Source organism: Parabacteroides sp. Y3-G-102, assembly GCF_023656845.1.
GTDB lineage: Bacteria > Bacteroidota > Bacteroidia > Bacteroidales > Tannerellaceae > Parabacteroides > Parabacteroides distasonis.
Genome location: NZ_JAMOKU010000026.1, coordinates 1 through 16,877, shown reverse-complemented (window position 1 = coordinate 16,877; position 16,877 = coordinate 1). Strand labels below are relative to the sequence as shown.

Annotated in this window: 11 protein-coding genes and 2 pseudogenes; 1 reads left to right on the top strand and 12 read right to left on the bottom strand. The window is 45.1% G+C overall.

The window, feature by feature from the left end:
• Nucleotides 1-166: 166 nt before the first annotated feature.
• Nucleotides 167-865 (bottom strand): annotated as a pseudogene (locus NBH16_RS13890) (glycoside hydrolase family 97 C-terminal domain-containing protein); the annotation flags it as partial.
• Between the two features lie 379 nt (nt 866-1,244).
• On the opposite strand from NBH16_RS13890, the pseudogene NBH16_RS13885 reads away from it, so the two are divergent.
• Nucleotides 1,245-1,900: pseudogene (locus NBH16_RS13885) on the top strand (serine hydrolase).
• A 181-nt stretch (nt 1,901-2,081) separates the two neighbouring features.
• Here the strand turns inward: NBH16_RS13885 and NBH16_RS13880 are convergent.
• From NBH16_RS13880 to NBH16_RS13830, 11 genes are all read right to left on the bottom strand, one after another.
• Complete coding sequence (locus NBH16_RS13880) at nt 2,082-3,329, bottom strand: GntP family permease (RefSeq protein WP_005863520.1); 1,248 nt, start codon at nt 3,327-3,329, stop codon at nt 2,082-2,084.
• 12 nt (nt 3,330-3,341) lie between these two features.
• A complete protein-coding gene (locus NBH16_RS13875; RefSeq protein ID WP_122382721.1) occupies nt 3,342-4,487 on the bottom strand; it encodes a glycerate kinase in 1,146 nt (381 codons plus the stop codon).
• Between the two features lie 99 nt (nt 4,488-4,586).
• Complete coding sequence (locus NBH16_RS13870) at nt 4,587-5,060, bottom strand: hypothetical protein (protein WP_250788756.1); 474 nt, start codon at nt 5,058-5,060, stop codon at nt 4,587-4,589.
• Complete coding sequence (locus tag NBH16_RS13865; protein WP_250788755.1) at nt 5,057-5,812, bottom strand: glycoside hydrolase family 2 protein; 756 nt, start codon at nt 5,810-5,812, stop codon at nt 5,057-5,059. The genes NBH16_RS13870 and NBH16_RS13865 overlap by 4 nt, the downstream gene beginning before the upstream one ends.
• Complete coding sequence (locus NBH16_RS13860) at nt 5,790-6,293, bottom strand: sugar-binding domain-containing protein (RefSeq protein WP_005863526.1); 504 nt, start codon at nt 6,291-6,293, stop codon at nt 5,790-5,792. Before NBH16_RS13860 ends, NBH16_RS13865 begins: the two co-directional genes overlap by 23 nt.
• A gap of 7 nt (nt 6,294-6,300) precedes the next feature.
• Nucleotides 6,301-7,734 carry a DUF3863 domain-containing protein gene (locus NBH16_RS13855; RefSeq protein WP_005863528.1) on the bottom strand — a complete coding sequence of 478 codons (1,434 nt, stop codon included), beginning with the start codon at nt 7,732-7,734 and terminating at the stop codon, nt 6,301-6,303.
• Nucleotides 7,721-9,403 (bottom strand): hypothetical protein, encoded by a 1,683-nt coding sequence (locus tag NBH16_RS13850; protein ID WP_250788754.1) that lies wholly within the window; start codon nt 9,401-9,403, stop codon nt 7,721-7,723. The genes NBH16_RS13855 and NBH16_RS13850 overlap by 14 nt, the downstream gene beginning before the upstream one ends.
• 263 nt (nt 9,404-9,666) lie before the next feature.
• On the bottom strand, nt 9,667-11,331 hold the full coding sequence (locus NBH16_RS13845; RefSeq protein ID WP_250788753.1) for a RagB/SusD family nutrient uptake outer membrane protein: 1,665 nt from the start codon (nt 11,329-11,331) through the stop codon (nt 9,667-9,669).
• 18 nt (nt 11,332-11,349) lie between these two features.
• Nucleotides 11,350-14,790 carry a TonB-dependent receptor gene (locus NBH16_RS13840; protein WP_333558125.1) on the bottom strand — a complete coding sequence of 1,147 codons (3,441 nt, stop codon included), beginning with the start codon at nt 14,788-14,790 and terminating at the stop codon, nt 11,350-11,352.
• A gap of 142 nt (nt 14,791-14,932) precedes the next feature.
• The gene (locus tag NBH16_RS13835; RefSeq protein ID WP_250788751.1) at nt 14,933-15,916 is read right to left on the bottom strand and encodes a FecR family protein; all 984 of its coding nucleotides are present in this window, start codon (nt 15,914-15,916) and stop codon (nt 14,933-14,935) included.
• Between the two features lie 75 nt (nt 15,917-15,991).
• Nucleotides 15,992-16,534 (bottom strand): RNA polymerase sigma factor, encoded by a 543-nt coding sequence (locus NBH16_RS13830; RefSeq protein ID WP_122145659.1) that lies wholly within the window; start codon nt 16,532-16,534, stop codon nt 15,992-15,994.
• Nucleotides 16,535-16,877: the final 343 nt, after the last annotated feature.

Below are 16,877 nucleotides of genomic sequence, written 5' to 3'. Positions count from 1 at the left end.
CTGTCTCCCTACAAAGATGAAAATTAAAATTGATGAAGCAAAACTATCGTAAACTATTCAAAGCAAAACTCTCTAGAGAATTACATGCCGTGTTCCCGTATTATAACTAGAAAAGAGGCTACCTTCCTTTTGAAGTGAACCTCTTTTCTATCTAGAATAAAGTTTATCAAAAGGATACGGGTTGAATATGCATAGCGGCACCACCATCTGAAGCGAGCGGTACTGTTATTTTATCCTTTGCGGTAACAGTTAAAGTATCTTTGATAAGATGATTAGGATTGGTATCCGTGTCTCGCGCATCTTTATAAAGAGTTACTTTATAATCTCCTTTACCGAGGAAATCCAAGGCTATTTCCACATTACGGGCTTGACTATTGTTGATCGCCCCAACGTACCAATCGTCTCCATGCCTACGTGCGATCGCTACATACTCATTGACAGAGGCATCCGGTACGACCGTTTTGTCCCAAGTAGTCGGTACGGTTTGTAAGAACTCGAATCCCGGCTGGCCTTCGTAAGCTTCCGGAGTATCGCAGATCATTCCCAAATAACTCTCCAATACGACATACATCGCTAGCATATGGCAGCGAGTGCTAGTGACATAAGGGTTGCTTTGTTGTATCTTAAACTTGTCTTTCGGAAGAGCCCGAAACCCACCTAAATGATAATCGGCAGTTCCAGCCAATAAACGGGTAAAAGGCATAGATATATCATGATCCGCAGTCGTGACCATACATCCTTTGAAATTCTCATAATTGAGCGTCCCTTCCCGGGTAAATTCATTCGGATAAGTCCGATGTAATCCAGATGGCTTACTGGAACCATGGAACTGCACGAACAAATGATGTTTAGCCGCCTTTGCCATAAGGCGAAGTATCCTTTAATTGTTTGTTCTTTGGCTGCCCCAAATTCCGAAGGTTAATTATCAAAAATATATGGACAGGCAATATGGTGATGAGATCATTTTGAGATTTCCTGTTAATCTAGAAGTAAAAAAAACAATAAGTACTTCAACGACCTTACACTATAATATATTAATAATCAAAAGAATAAAACATCAATCATATTTTCGGGAAAACATGTACGTGTTTTTTCAAAAACATGTACGAGAATTCAGGAAAACACGTACGTGTTTTGAGAAACAAATAATGAGATCGTAAACGCCTTTGGAAAAATATACAATAACCCAATGGCAAGCCGAACATGGAAAAATTTCCTACCTTCGCGTAAAAACGGTATATTCCATGAACAAATACGTTAGCACGATTCTCTCAATCTTACTTGTATTCGCACTACCTGTCATAGCCAAAGACAAGAAAGGAGAATTAAAGAAATTATTGAGAGAAGCTATAGCCAACAAAAAAGCCCAAGTAGGAATCGCAGTTATTATCAATGGCGAGGATACGATTACACTGAATAATAAGGTACGTTATCCGTGATACATTATCTGGAACAAAACAAATTACCACTCACAACTTCTTTATATATTTCCCAAACAGAAGAAGATATGCACCGTGACCTGCGATTATGCTATCAGAATTGGACTTCTCCGCTGGATGCTGCCAAGCTGCTAGACCTATTTGTATCCCGCCCTCTCTTTACCGAACCTCATCAAACGTTCATCAAACAGACTATGATCGAATGTGAGACCGGAAAAGATCGGCTGGCTCAACCGCTAGAGGCAACCGATGCCATTATCGGGCATAAAACAGGAACGGGCGACCTGAATGCCCGATGGCAACTGATCGGTACGAACGACATAGGTTTCGTTTTCCTACCGGATGAAGAAAGATATACGATTGCGGTATTCGCTAAAGACTCGGAAGAGAGCCCGGAAGCAACTGCGGCAATCATTGCGGATATATCCCGGATCGTATATCAGTATATCCAAAGAGACTAGCATGCAAGGGATTGCCATTTCATATACGTGCCGATCCGCTGTAACCACTCCTTCGAGACATAGCGCAAGCCGGACAACCCATGCTGGCTAAATGCGATCTGTATGACCGTAAATCCAAGGTAGACCAATACACTCGGGAATAACTCCAAAACGAAAACACTAAGCCTTATCACGAAAAGAATTAATTCACGGTAAGATAAGCAATTATAGTCCCAACGGCCAAAATAGCGCCGATCGCGGTCTCATAAGGAATCAGCCTCAACCGCTCACGAATGCTTATATCCGCTACCCCACCAGTAGCGTGGAAGAACGATCCATGCGGCAAATGATCAAGCACGGTAGCACCGGAATTAATCATAGCGGCTCCCCAGACACCACTGATACCGGCGGCGATAATAATATCCGCGAATGACGAAGAGGCAACTGTCGCTCCGGCTGTAGTAGAGGCTGTAGCGGCAGACATCAATACGCCGGAAACCGGAGCCAATAAAAGCTCTCCCATATTCGTATGCGATAACGCATCTAATAAAACATCCTTGATAGAGGAAGCCTTGATCACTCCCGCTATAGTGCCTGTCCCGACCAACAGGATCGAGACATTCGACATCTTCTTGAGTCCATACGAGAGGCTGTCCGTAATCAATGACCATTTCCTCATCGCCAGAATCCCAACGATTCCTCCAACGGGCAAGGCTATCATCGGATCGATCGCCACATGGAATAAAGGGCGAAACGACAGCAGTAGGATCGTCACTACCGGAGCGACCATGCTAGAGGCGAAGGAGGGGAGATCCGCTTGCAGGTTATCTATCTCCTCGTTCGCATAAAATCCATTTTGCCGGGGTAAGAAACGGCCTATGACATATACCGTAAACAACAAGCCAACCAACGCCGGGATCAAGTTCGCATACATGACAGAGTACAAATCCGCATGAAAATTCTCAGCGGCGATAATCGTATTCGGATTTGGAGAAATGATATTGCCACATTTGCCTCCACCGATCATCATCAACAAAAGGCTACCCCGGGGAACCGCCAGTTTCCGGCCGATGCTCAACGCAATCGGAGCCACCGTAATAACAGCAACATCAATAAACACTCCAATAGCCGTCAGCAACATCGTAGCGAAAGCGAGCGCAAAAAACACATGCCGTTCTCCCAATCTATAAATGATCGTATTGGAGATAGAAGCCGCCGCACCTGTTTTCACCAATATCCCCGACAATACTCCCGCCGTCAAGATCCGAATGACGGCCGGAGTTACGTCATTTACTCCACTGATCATTAAAGAGATCGTTTCCGGCAACGACACACCCCCTAATAATCCTCCTACTAATGCCCCTAAAATAAGGCTATAGACTGGCGATACCTTTCTTATAATCAAGAAAATCGACACTAATAATCCGATAAAAGCTCCCCATGCACTCATTATACCCATGTATTAGTGATTCATATAATATTTGATTACACGCAATTGTTGTTCCAAGGCACGCCCAATATTCCAGCAAGTGAAATCCTTATCCATCGCCTGCTCCAAGGAAACCGGATAAGGAAGAAGTGGCAAGACCGCCAGAAACCCGGATTTATTAAGCGCCTCTACCTCCTCTACGGAACCACCCATTACGATAACCGGGATACCCTGTCTCATGCCTGCCTGCAATACTCCGCATGGGGTCTTTCCCATACAAGTCTGTTTATCCAGTTTACCTTCTCCCGTAATAATCAGATCCGCCCCCCGTATACATTCATCAAAACGCAAGGCATCCAGAACCATCTGGATACCGGGTTTAAGTTCAGCCTTTAGGAAAGCGACAAATCCTCCACCTAAACCACCTGCGGCTCCCGCACCCGGAATGTCGTCTATCTCTATTCGTCCCGTTCTTTTTATGACTTCCGCAAAATTTCGCAAGCCCTCATCCAGCAAACGGACCATAGCGTCGTCCGCTCCCTTTTGGCGGGCAAAGACATACGCCGCCCCTTTCTCACCATAAAAAGGGTTATTCACATCGCAGGCTATGGTAAATGAAGTTTCCCGCAATTGCGATAATGCCCTTGAGCAATCTATCTCATAAATCTGATTAAGGATCTGCCCACCCAATCCCAGCTCATTCCCTTTTCTATCAAGAAAACGAAAACCCAAGGCCTGCAACATACCGGTTCCTCCGTCATTCGTTGCGCTTCCCCCTATTCCTATCAAGAAATCCCGGCAACCACGATCCATAGCGTCTTTTATCAACTCACCGGTTCCATACGTCGTTGTTCTCAAGGGATTACGTTCCGACACAGGCACTAACGTAAGACCACTCGCCGTCGCCATCTCGATAACCGCCGTACGATTATCTCCCAGTATCCCATAAGTGGCCTCGACCGATCTCATCAACGGATCATGTACGACACAAGATACGGCTTCTCCACCCATCGCCGTAATCAAAGTCTCCACGGTACCTTCTCCCCCATCCCCAACCGGGATTTTCACGACCTCGCAATCCGGAAAAACCTTATGGATCGCCAACTCGGCACATTCAGCCACTTCAATCGAAGATACTGAGCCTTTAAATGAATCGGAAGCAACAACGATTTTTTTCATTTACCAACCTTTTTATAACATGAAAAATAAGATGCCCAAATATATAAAAAAGGAGTGTCCTTTTCCGAGGACACTCCCATAAACTTAACTAGGTATTCTTTATTTTGCCCGTGTACATTTGATTACCTCTTGATTGATGTATTTAACCTTCTCCAGATCCATCTTTTCCACCTTTCGGTCATAAGTGACCAAGCCGTTTATCTCATGTTCCACATCTGTAGTCTGCGTATAGATGGCCGTGCTTAGTCCGAAATAGTTTATCATCTGCTCTAGCTCGGTAAGCATTAATACATAGGTATCGGTCAAGATTTCTCTATTCAACATCATCTCATAAGCGTCATTGCGTACAGGCCACATATGCCCACGCACAAATAGACCTTTTCCTCCGAATTCGCCAAGGGACGCAGCACGTTTATCATCGGGACGGGGGATCGCCTTAGGCTCGATCTTGCCATAATGATGCATATCCACGAAATCTCCATTTCCGGGATCTCCATAAGCTTTCCGATAGCCCGGAGCGTAATTATATCCCGACATACCGTTTACCCAACGATTCGGATCGTACTTTTTCACCCAAGCTGTGATGTCTGTCGCTTCAAAGGCTCCCAAAGATTCGGCATATCTTGCCAAACCATCAAGCCAAGCCTATCACAATGATAATACCAACGTTGAGGCTCTACTTTGATATGCTTGCGTATTACATTAAAACCCGCACGTTTCGCCAGTTCTATATCATATAACAAAGCCTTGTCGGTAGGAGCGGTAAATGCGCCATCGGGCCAATAACCTTGATCTAAAAGACCGATATGGAAAACAAACTCCCCGTTCAATAAAGGCCGAAGCACACCATCTACCTTTCCCATACTAACAGAACGCATACCAAAATAAGAAGATACCTCATCTATTATCTCACCCTTTCGATCTTTCAACTGTAATTTCAAACCATACAAGAAAGGATCATCTGGACTCCATAGACGGGGTTCCCGGATAGGCAAGTAAAAACTCATATTGGAATTTCCTTCGGTTCTTGCCACCTCTGAAGTACCATTATCCGCGATAGCCGTTACCTTTAACTCCTTATCCTCCGTATAAGCAATTACTTCCAACCGATTATTTTTTAAATCGGGCACTAGCTTAATCTGAGAAATATATTGTTTCTCTACCGGTTCAAGCCAAACGGTTTGCCAGATACCGGAGGTAAAAATATAATCTCCACGTGAGCCGTTCTTGCCCGAAGCGGCCCGGCCGTCGTTAGGATCATAAGCACCTACCACAAGGACATTTTCACCGGATTTCAAATAATCAGTAATATAAACTAAAAGCATCGTACCCTCCCGTATGGGTACCCACCTTCTTACCGTTGACAAACACAGACGAGATCCGATCTACAGCCCCAAAATTCAACAATACATGCCTGCCCTTCCATGCTTGAGGAACAGAGAAGCTACGCTTATACCACAGACAAGTATCACCCCCACGAGCTATACCGGATAATTCCGATTCCGGAGGATACGGCACACGTATCTTTTCTACTTTCGCGGGAAAGGCTGGAGGAGTGGTCGCCGTAACAGGATCGAGCAGGTCTTTTCCTCCCATATAATCCCATATACCATTCAGATTCAACCATTCCGAACGCACCATCTGTGGACGCGGATATTCCGGTAAAGGAATCTCAGCCTTCAATGCCTCCTCTGTCCATGGAGTAGGCAATGTGAACTTCTCTAGGATTTGCGCCTTTACGGAGAAGAGATCTCCCCCAAAAAGAAAGGAGCAAAGAGCTAAACAAACAACGGTAATCTTTTTCATAAACCAACTATTTAAATAATTCCGGATAATATTTCCGAATCAAATCTTGATCTTCTTTCTCCAACTTATCGATCAAGACCGGCTTATCTTGCGGGCGGAGACCTTTTTGGTTGATTTTGTTGATCAAGCTCCAATCCTTAGCCGGTTTTGTCGGGGTCGGATCGGCAGGTTCATGAGCCGGCAAATCATAACGGGTAAAGTCGATGACATAAGCCGGGGAATTTTTCGTATGCCAATCACGTAATAAGGCCAAGCGGAATTCCTTATTCATAAACCATTTTATCTCCAAGTTATTATAAGAGTCTCCCAAACCAGAGCCTCGTTCTACGAAGCGATAGTTCCAGTCGTCGTTCGATTTATATTGTTTTCTCCAAAGTTCGCCAAATTCTCCGAACGTAACGAAATGAGTATCCGGCCAGCGTTCCTTGGTACCCGTTACCCACATCTTCATGGCATCGCAGATGAGATCCTTCCCGAACTCATGTACCATCTGCGCCTCCCAGATATTGGCTACCCAGCCAAAGCCATTCAACTCAAGACCTTTATCAAAGTGAATCGCTTCCGTGTGCATCACCTCACGATGCCCCAAATCAAGCCCCCAACCTTTGTACGTCTCGATCGGGCCGACACCTCTACGGCTGTTATATCCATCGATACCATGTCCGGTCTGTCCGCTACGGCGGGCACAGATAAAGTCCATCGTCCAGCCATCCAGATTCACGCAATCGATGAAATCGCTTTTTCCCTGCGCCGGCTTGCAGAAGTGTTCCGTCGAGGGATAGAAAGGATAAGAAGGAGAACCGTCAGCGCCACCACCGTCTATATTATGCTGGCTCCAGATCACGGCGTGCGCCACATGGATGTTCTCTTTCTCCGCCAGATATCTTAGATTATCGGCCGATAAGAAACCTCCCATAATCGATTGGGGACGATAACCATTTCCTACCATTTTAGAAATGATCTCTATCGCCTCCGACATCTCACGGTTTACCCGCTCACGGGGTAGATACATCGCAGGAAAATAACCGGGGAAATAAGTAACCTCATCCCCATATTTCTTTTGGCACTCCACTACATAATCACGGATCTCCCGGTAATTCTTCCGTCCGTCCTCCAAGGCATTCATCGTGAATCCCCATGTAAGACGACCGTTCGGGTTATTCGTGGCGAAAGCCTCCCGCAAGGCACGTACTCCCTCAAGCGTATGCCAATCCACCTCATCGCGGGGATGTAACTTGACATCCCGGGAGACTTCCCAAGGCGTCGTACGTATCATGATACATAAGGTGACAAAACGATTTCCTTCTATCGTCAGCGGTTCCGTATTCGCCGGGACGACCACAGGATCCGCCGCCCTTAATTGAAAACCACTGAGCACAGCGACCATCCATACGATCACCCATTTTCTCCAAACTGATATATTCATATTACTTTCTCGCATTTGTACAATCTATTACTATTTCCTGATCCGACGGAAATATCCTAAAGACATAATCCGAACCAGATTCAGGTTTCCTTATATGGCCTTTCTCGCAGGTGATCACGTAGTTGAAACCATCGAAGCTAGCGTTGACTGCCTTATCCTCTATAACGGTGAAAGGTAGCTCCTTCCCTGCCGCAGCCTTTAGCTCTAAAGCCCATGAGAAATCCGCCTCCTTTGACAGAGCGGCTACCTCGAAGCGGGTCTCATAGAAGGTGATCTTGAATGGATGGCCTTTTGAGTCTTCGGCGGAAACTACCAAGGTATCCTTGCCTATCTCCGTCACTACCGGATGATCCAAGGTAAGTTCCTCCTTATCTCCATCCTTGTCTAATCGGACGATCCGAAGCCCGGCACGATCGAGTCCCTCGCTCCACATGAATCCGTCCACGACGGGCAAGGTATAGAACAAGAACTGGTTCCCGTCTCCGGGCTTTTCCATATAAGCGGACTTATAGCCTTCGTCGAAAAGATGGATATCCCTAAAGCGGAATGTTCCCTTCTCCCACAATAAGTTCGCCCGATAATAACGGCTGTTAAACCAGACCGTCTTATTGCCTTCTCCACGGACATCCGTCAACGTAGTGACAGCCGTCGCCGGCGTAACCTTGAAGCATTCCTTGAACCACGCACCGGATTCGCCCAGCGTCTCCACCCGGATCTTATTTTCCTTCCTCAAGGAGTCCAAGATAGGGATCTGCATCTCCAGTCCCTTGCTCATATTACTCCACGTGAAAGAGTTCTCCTGTCCCGCTTGCGCGTAATTGAAGGCCAGACAAGGCTGATCCACGATCGATTCCAAGAAATAATCCACCCAGCGGCGATCCATGCCCGCCTTCTCATACACGGGTTCCAAGGAGATCACCCCTTGACGCTCTTGTCCCAGACCATCATCATACTGATAAATAGGATCACTGCCCAGCATACGGAAAATAGGAACGGGGATTTGCCCCTCCTCGGTCTGCGCCGGCATATAGGCGTTTACCCGGCTCGGGTAATAGGCTTGGTTCCAGTAACCACCCCATAGGGTATAACCATCCGTCCCCACTTGGTCCTTGCAGTTGCACGACGCCACGATCTTATATTTATCGTACATATACCCCAAGGTATGCGCGTCGATAAACCAAGAGCCGACCGATTTCGGGTACGTGCCGAATATCTCCTTGAACTTCGCCATATAGACATCCACCAGTCGCTCCCGTTCTTCTTTCGTATATCCGGTGCTGAAAGCGATATTCGCGTGCGAGACCCAAGAATGCTCGCCACGCCACTTGATCCCGGCGGCCTCGATCTGCGGTTGCGTAAGTTCCCACCAAGCGCCGATCTCGGAATGATCATTGAGTTTACTTTTCAACAGATCTTGGTACAATGGGTTGATCAACGCATCGTACTGCAATAAGAAGGTTGCCGGTAAATCATATTTATTCACCAATTTCACTTGCTCACAAACCGTCTCGTACAATAAACTATCAGCGTTCTCCACCCGGTAATCTGTCTGGCGGATGAAATTGATGATGTTGATAATACGGGGAGCAGCCGCACTCTCAACCGGTTTCTCTCCCGCGCTACGGCATCCCGCACAGCAGAAGACGATAAAGCATACAAGACCTATCTTCTTTATGAATGACATTCGATTCAATTTTAAATTCATTTACTCTCATAAAATATTCTAGAAATGGCATTTCACCGGTGTAAAATCATTTTTAGAGATCTAAAAAGCATTTCGCAAGGGTGCAAAGCCATTTCTTAAACCTAAAAATGGCATTTCACAAGCGCAAAGTCGTTTTTAGAAATCTAAAAGGTACTTCGCGAGGGTGAAAAGCCATTTCTTAGATCTAAAAAGGCATTTTACACCAGTGCAAGGCCATTTTTACCGGAATATAAGGCATTACCCTACCACCCCGGGTTGTTCGGAGCCAAGTTCGGGTTCAGATACAACTCATCCAACGGAAGGGAATAATAGTAATGCTTCGGGGTCACAAAGTTACGATTCTCCGCCGGTTCCACAATCAAGAATCCATTTTCGTCTGTCAAACCGGGATTTCCCTCGTTCAAGACATCCAAGTTCTCGTATTCCGAACCTTTCAGCTTAATGCCTTTTATGGCACCTATCAATTCCGTCTCAGCCGTCTTCCAACGTCTCAAATCATCCCTGCGGAAGCCTTCGAACGCTAACTCGATCGTACGTTCCCGACGGATCTCCGTCCGCATATCCAACCCATTGCTCTTCACGAAAGCGTTGGTCAGAGGAGGCATCTCCACGCCTTTCCGGGAACGGATCACATTGATCGTCTTGTTCAAGATGTCATCGCTGATCGCCCCGTCTTTCTCGTAAGTGGCCTCAGCCAATATCAGCAATACCTCCGGATAACGGATGATGTGATAATCATATACATCCTTGTCAGAAGGAACGGAAGTCTCCGCCATATATTTCCACAACTTATAACCCGTACGTGTCTCGGGACGTATGGTAAATTGCGGCGGGCAGGTCAAGGCGCCGTCTTGCGGACTGATATAGTCGGTTCCGGGCATCAAGAAGGTCTGTTTCATACGAGGGTCACGATTCTCATATTCGCTCTTGATCGTGGCATATCCCTCAAATCCGGAATTAGCGTTCTCAATCGGCAATCCCGTACTCTTACACAAATACATATCGGCCAGCTTACGGGTAGGCGTCCCTCGCCATCCCCAATATACAGGGCACGCGTCGCTATGGTGGCGGATATCCGTCTCGTACCGACTGTCGAAGATACCCTCTTTTGAATTATCGCCCGCATTGATAAACAAGTAGCGGTAGCTCTCCTCACCAGAGCCTTCATATAAAGCATACTCACCACTATCGATCACTTTTGCAGCGGCATCGATCGCTTGTTGCAACAACTGCTGATAGTCCGAACGGTGCTGGTGATACTTCGCCCAAGTCCCGGCAAACAAGGCAACCCTCGCTTTCAACGCCAAGGCAGCGCCTTGGGTTACACGTCTCGCCTCATCCGAGTTTAACTCACTCTGCAAGGGTAGTTTAGCATACACCTCGTTGAGTTCCGACAAGATGAAGTCTTCCACCTCCTGTTGCTTATTCCTAGAACCATACAACTCCGGGGAATCTACGGTAAGCACCTTCGTCAAGATAGGGATATCGTTGTATTTCGCCATCAACCGAAAATGCGAGTAAGCACGGAAGAAACGGGCCTCAGCCACATACCGCTCGATCTCCGAGGGATCGCCCTCGTACGTCTGGCTCTTCTCGATAATCATATTGCTCTGACGCAGGTCTATGAAAGTAGAGTCCCATAGGGCATCCGTATTCGGTGCGATCAACGTACCGTTGCTCGTCGTATTCTCGTTCAACTCATAGGCGATATCGCTATCCGTATCCTTCGTGCCGAACGTCTCGGTACGTGTGTAGAGCCAATTGACCTCTTTCTCGAAATCATCCGGGGTTTTCCAGAATAGCTCGTCCGGCATATTATCTTTTGGCAACAGGTCTATATCTTGGCAACTTGACAAGAACAAAGCGGAAACAATAAAGCTTCCCAATATTATCCGATAGTTTTTCATGACTTTTCGCTTTAATTTTTAAAATACGACATTTATACCAAATGAATAATTACGGGTAAACGGATAGGAAGTAATGCTACCGCTGTTCTCCTCCGGGTCCCAACCATTTGGCGTGTTATGTACCTCGAATAAATCCTCGCCGGAAAAATACACCCGCACCTTCTGCAAACCGGCCTTCGAGGTCAAAGTCTGCGGGATCGTATAACCGAACTGCAAGTTTTTCAAACGAGCATACGCAACGTTAAACTTCGTGTTCGTAGATACATAATAATTGTAGTTTCGTTTATCCTTCAACGTGATCGCCGGATACTGGGCGTCCGTTCTTTCCGGGGTCCAAGTCTTTCCATACCAATACTCGGCGGATTGATACCATGCCTCTGGCATCGGGCACCGGCTCTCCCCTTCCAAGAACATCGTCCTACGGCCGACTCCTTGTATGAAAGCGCTCAAATCGAATCCCTTCCAAGCCATACTCAGGTTAAAGCCGAAATTATAACGCGGGTTCTTGTCGCCCAAGTATTTCACGTCACCGGAGCCTTCTTTACCATCACCTAATACGGATAGCTTCCCGTCTCCATCCAAGTCTTTGTACATAGCGTCACCTACGCTCAAGTCACCCGGGATACCCCCTTCCGAGAAACGAGATTTATACGCCTCCAATTCTTGCTCATTCTGGATGATTCCATCAAATTCATATCCGAAATAGGAATTCAACGGATATCCGGTCGGAGTCTCGTTATTACCTAATTTGATCAGGTTACTTCCAACCCGATCCACGACTTTGTTTTTCGCGTCACTGATATTAAAGCGAACCGAGTAGCTGAAATCCTTGATCTGATCCCTCCAGCCTAGAGAGATTTCCCATCCATGAATACTTAAATGGCCGCTGTTCGTGCTCGGAGCGTCCGCACCTAACATAGAAGGATATGTCTTCGGGATAAGCATGTTTTTATTCTCTTTCCAGAAGTAGTCGAACGATCCATATAAACGGTTATTGAGCGTCGAGAAATCAAATCCCACATTGGTTGTCTGGATCGTCTCCCATGTACGAGAGGTAGAAATAATATTTCCAGACGTAGCCATTTGTCCTTTTACGCCAGCCCCGAAAGGATAATAATCGTTCGATAAAGAGATCAATTGAATATAATCATACAATCCGATACCAGACTGATTACCCATCTCTCCATAAGAAGCCCTTACCTTCAAGTCCTCGAACCAACCCAATCTTTTCATGAAGCCTTCTTCCCCGACACGCCAAGCCGCGTTTACACCCGGGAACCATCCCCAACGGTGATCCGGATCAAAACGGGAACTACCATCCGCACGGATCGTTCCTTCGATGACATATTTATTGGCAAACGTATAATTCACTCTGGAGAAGAAAGAATTAATCGTCCACTGATTTCCCTCGCTCCAAGCGTTTTGATCTTGGGCGCTACCCAATTGCAAAGACATATTTTCTTGTTGGTCGAAGTTAATACGCTTCGCCGTGAACCTATCATAATTCTCAGACTCATGGGAAGTACCGACCATCACGCTTAAATCATGCCGGTCATTGAAGTTCTTTTTATAATCAGCATAGAGCGTGAAGTTCTTGGATAAAGTTTTCTGGTAACGACGCTCCGCGCTATTCGGCGTACGTTTCTCCCGGACCTCGTTATTATCCCAATCGTAATTGGTGATTTTCTTGTTCGTCACGTTCTCATCCTGATCATACTTACGGATCACGGCTTGCCCCACCAATTGTAATCCGTCGATCACTTTCCAGCGTAATTGGTTGTTGACCGTTATATTACCTGTAGTCTTATTCACCATACCCCCGTCTTCCAATACTTGAGCCGGATTATCGAAACCCTCGAATGTATAGAAAGTTCCCGACGGATTGTACATCGGAGTCCAAGAGCGAGTCTTATAAATCAGTTCCCATATATTCTGTCCTTCCGTCAAACCCGAGGAATAGTCCCTGTTGCTTGCCTCATAAGCTAAATTAAGATCGTAAGTCAAGTTCTTGAAGATCTCGACGCTCGATTTAGCACGTACGAAGTAACGCTTGTTCACATCCTCACCAAATTTAGGGATACCTTCCTCCCGCTGATGGCCTAAAGACAACATATACGAGTATCTCTCTCCACCGCCGGAGATATTGACATTGTAATTCTGCATATTACCATTGCCAATAAGCATATCATTCCAGTCTTGATCCTTGAAGAATTGCGGATAACCGGTCCAACGCCCCCATTCCGCATCAGTCAACACCAGATCACTATTCTGCCGGATCAGGTCCAATTGATCTCTCGTGTATTCTGGAGTGAATGATCCATCGGTGATCTCCAAGGCCATCTCCGCATGTTGTAATAGATTCGCCGGTTTCCTTAACAACGCAGGAGTCTTAATAGAGTAATATGCATCAAAAGCAACAGATGTCTTCTGATTGCGCTTACCACTTTTCGTTGTCACCAGAATAACACCATCCGAGGCACGAGCACCGTAAATAGCGGCCGTACCATCTTTCAATACAGAAATATTCTCGATATCGGAAGGATTGATCATATTAATGTTTCCCTCCGCTCCATCAATCAAAACAAGGGGAGTACCACCGTTGATAGAAGAGACATCACGAACCTTCATGGTCATGTCCGAACCCGGAGCGCCTCCGGCACGTGTAATCGTCAAACCGGGTACCTCTCCCTGCAAAGCCTGAGCCGCATTCTGAATCGGACGAGATTCAAACGCTTTCGCGTCGGCCGTAGATACGGCACCACCCAAGTTCGCTCTTTTTACCGTACCATAACCGACAACTACAACCTCATCCATTTGCAAAGCATCTTCCCGTAACTTCACGTTCAAATTCGCTTCCTTGCCGGGACGCAATTCCGTCATGGCATATCCGATGTAAGAGATTTGAAGGACACCGTTTTCCGATACCTCCATCGTAAATTTTCCATCAAGGTCCGTAACCGTTCCGTTGGTAGTACCTTTCTCAACTACGTTCGCGCCAATAATAGGTTCTCCATTCTCGTCGGTCACTACACCTTGCACTAAATTCTTCTTTTGCAAAACGGCTTGTGAGGAAGGGGCGGCTTTCTCGTTTTTTGTAGAGGGATTAATCAAGATGAAATTATTCTCCGTAATCTCATACTTTACGCCTTCCCCTGCGAAAAGACGCTTTAAAATGGTTTCCACCGTCTGCTCTTTCACATGTACAGATACTTTCTTATTCAGGTTAACCTTCTCGCTCTCGTAGATAAAACGGAAGCCAGACTGTTTCTCTATCTTGAAAAGAACCTCCTTTATTGTCTGGTTATTAACGTCCAAAGACAACTTTGTCTCTTGCGAATAGACAGAGGCCGAGATCTGAAGTGAACATGCGATAGAGAATAATGTCGTCAATCTCATAATAGACAAAGTTTTTTTAAGGACCGGAGACTCTTCCGGCCTTGCTATATTCCAAAAATTCATATATTTGTAATTCGATTGTTTGTTAACACTAGTGTTACGAGCACTAATTTTAATGATCAAAAAGATGACGGGGAATGTTCCAGCATTTCCCGTTTTTCATGTGTATTCATGCGATTCCTGTTCTTTACTTCATAGGCAGACTTTATTTAGAGGTTATACTTATATTTTTTCCTTTCACGTTATAACTTATATCACTCAATCGGGATAGTACGCCCAATATATCCGTTATGGTTTCCTCCTGTATGACTCCATCGTAATGTATACTATTCCCCAAATCCTTTTGAAGATGGATGGTTACATCGTACCTCCTCTCCAGATATTTGCAGACGGAAGCCAACGACATATGATCCATATAGAGTTTATCCTCCAGCCAGCTGTACGAATGAGATAACACACCCGATGTCGGTCTCATCTTGTTGGTTTGCTTATCGAAAATCGCCATGTCACCGGCGTTCATTAACAACTTATCATTCCCATGATCCAACTCGATACAACCTTCCACCAACGAGGCTTCAACTGTTTTTTCATCCGTATACGCTTGCAAATTAAAAGAAGTTCCATGTACCTTTAAGCGTAATCCATTGCTCATCTTGATCACGAACGGTATCTTGTTCTTCGAGACATCGAAGAAGCCCTCTCCTTGGAAATTCACTTCCCTGATATTCTCCTTTGCGTTATAGGAATACGTAATATCAGATCCAGAATTCAGCTTAACAACGGAACCATCCGGCAAGACCACCTCCGATCGGCTTCCGTAATCAGCGGTCATTCGAACCAGCATTTCCGGCTGTTTATCAAATACTCCCATTTTCGAAAACCCGAGGACAAGCAATAAAGTAGCCGCCACTCCTGAAATGATATATCCGATATTCACCAAGCGTTTCCGCTTATTATCTCTCTCCTTATTGATACGATCGATCTTATCCCATGCGTATTGAGCATTAAAAGTTTCTTGCTCCAGATAAGAGCCTGTTTCTTTCCAGATCTCTTTATACCGTTTAAAATCCTCTTGATTAGACTCATCCTCAGCCAACCATTCATCCAGAACCGGATCCACGATCTCTTCATTCATCCTCTCCGATAAATGGTCAACGATGTGTTCTCCTATTTGCTTTTTCTTCTCCATGAGTCTAGTCTTTATTTAAATGACACCACAAATAAAAAAAGGTCCTATACGAACCTTGAAAATTTTCTCATTATTTTATACCTCCTTCATCTCCAGACATTCCTTCAACTTCTGTAAAGACATCCATATTTGATTTTTAATTGTTTTCACGGATATAGATAGTTTCTCCGATATTTCTTTCTGCTTCAATCCTTTTACCCTGTGAAGAAGTAACACTTCTCTGCTCCGATCCGGCAAATGGTCTATACAATCATAAAGAGCGATCCTAAACTCTTCTGTTTCCAGTTGATTATCCTCATAGGATAGAAGTAATAAGTCTTGATTCTCTGATAAACTTCCCGTCTGCACCTTTGATCGGATAAAGTTCAAGGCCAGATGTTTAGCCATCCGATATAAATATCCTGATACATTTTCCTTTATTTCTATTCTCCCCCTATTTTTCCATAAATTCAAGAAAAGCTCTTGAACAACATCCTCCGCATCATTTCTATCCATCAATAGACTATACACATACTGACAAAGACGCCCGTAATAACGATCAAACAGTTTATTATAACTGATATAATCATTATTTCCGATCGCTATCATTAAAACCTTATCGGCATGAATTTCCTGCATACAATCTTTATTATCATGAATATTCGCAATCGTCTTTACAGGTAAATGAGTTTCGGCAAGACTATGGCTAACAAAAAGAAGAACGAAGATATAAAGCGAACAGAATCAGTTTGTAATCGAGGTTTAAAAAGATGCTTAGTTGATAGATCTGAGATTTCATAAAAAGGAGGAATAGATTATAAATATATATGGTTGAGTGATTTACGGTTTATCAACAAAACCATAGTCTTGCCGAGACTCAGTTGTAATAGATCTCAGAAATATATTTTACAAGGGATCAATCGTGTCTTTCCTCAAATCTCCTGTAACGCAAATGTAGAAAAATTATTATTCGATTGGTTAT

Coding starts and splice junctions, on each gene's coding strand:
- NBH16_RS13860 (WP_005863526.1), bottom strand. CDS start 6,293: ATGAAAAAGATTACCGTTGTTTGTTTAGCTCTTTGCTCCTTTCTTTTT.
- NBH16_RS13875 (WP_122382721.1), bottom strand. CDS start 4,487: ATGAAAAAAATCGTTGTTGCTTCCGATTCATTTAAAGGCTCAGTATCT.
- NBH16_RS13880 (WP_005863520.1), bottom strand. CDS start 3,329: ATGAGTGCATGGGGAGCTTTTATCGGATTATTAGTGTCGATTTTCTTG.
- NBH16_RS13830 (WP_122145659.1), bottom strand. CDS start 16,534: ATGCAGGAAATTCATGCCGATAAGGTTTTAATGATAGCGATCGGAAAT.
- NBH16_RS13845 (WP_250788753.1), bottom strand. CDS start 11,331: ATGAAAAACTATCGGATAATATTGGGAAGCTTTATTGTTTCCGCTTTG.
- NBH16_RS13865 (WP_250788755.1), bottom strand. CDS start 5,812: ATGCTTTTAGTTTATATTACTGATTATTTGAAATCCGGTGAAAATGTC.
- NBH16_RS13855 (WP_005863528.1), bottom strand. CDS start 7,734: ATGCGAGAAAGTAATATGAATATATCAGTTTGGAGAAAATGGGTGATC.
- NBH16_RS13840 (WP_333558125.1), bottom strand. CDS start 14,790: ATGAATTTTTGGAATATAGCAAGGCCGGAAGAGTCTCCGGTCCTTAAA.
- NBH16_RS13850 (WP_250788754.1), bottom strand. CDS start 9,403: ATGTCATTCATAAAGAAGATAGGTCTTGTATGCTTTATCGTCTTCTGC.
- NBH16_RS13835 (WP_250788751.1), bottom strand. CDS start 15,916: ATGGAGAAGAAAAAGCAAATAGGAGAACACATCGTTGACCATTTATCG.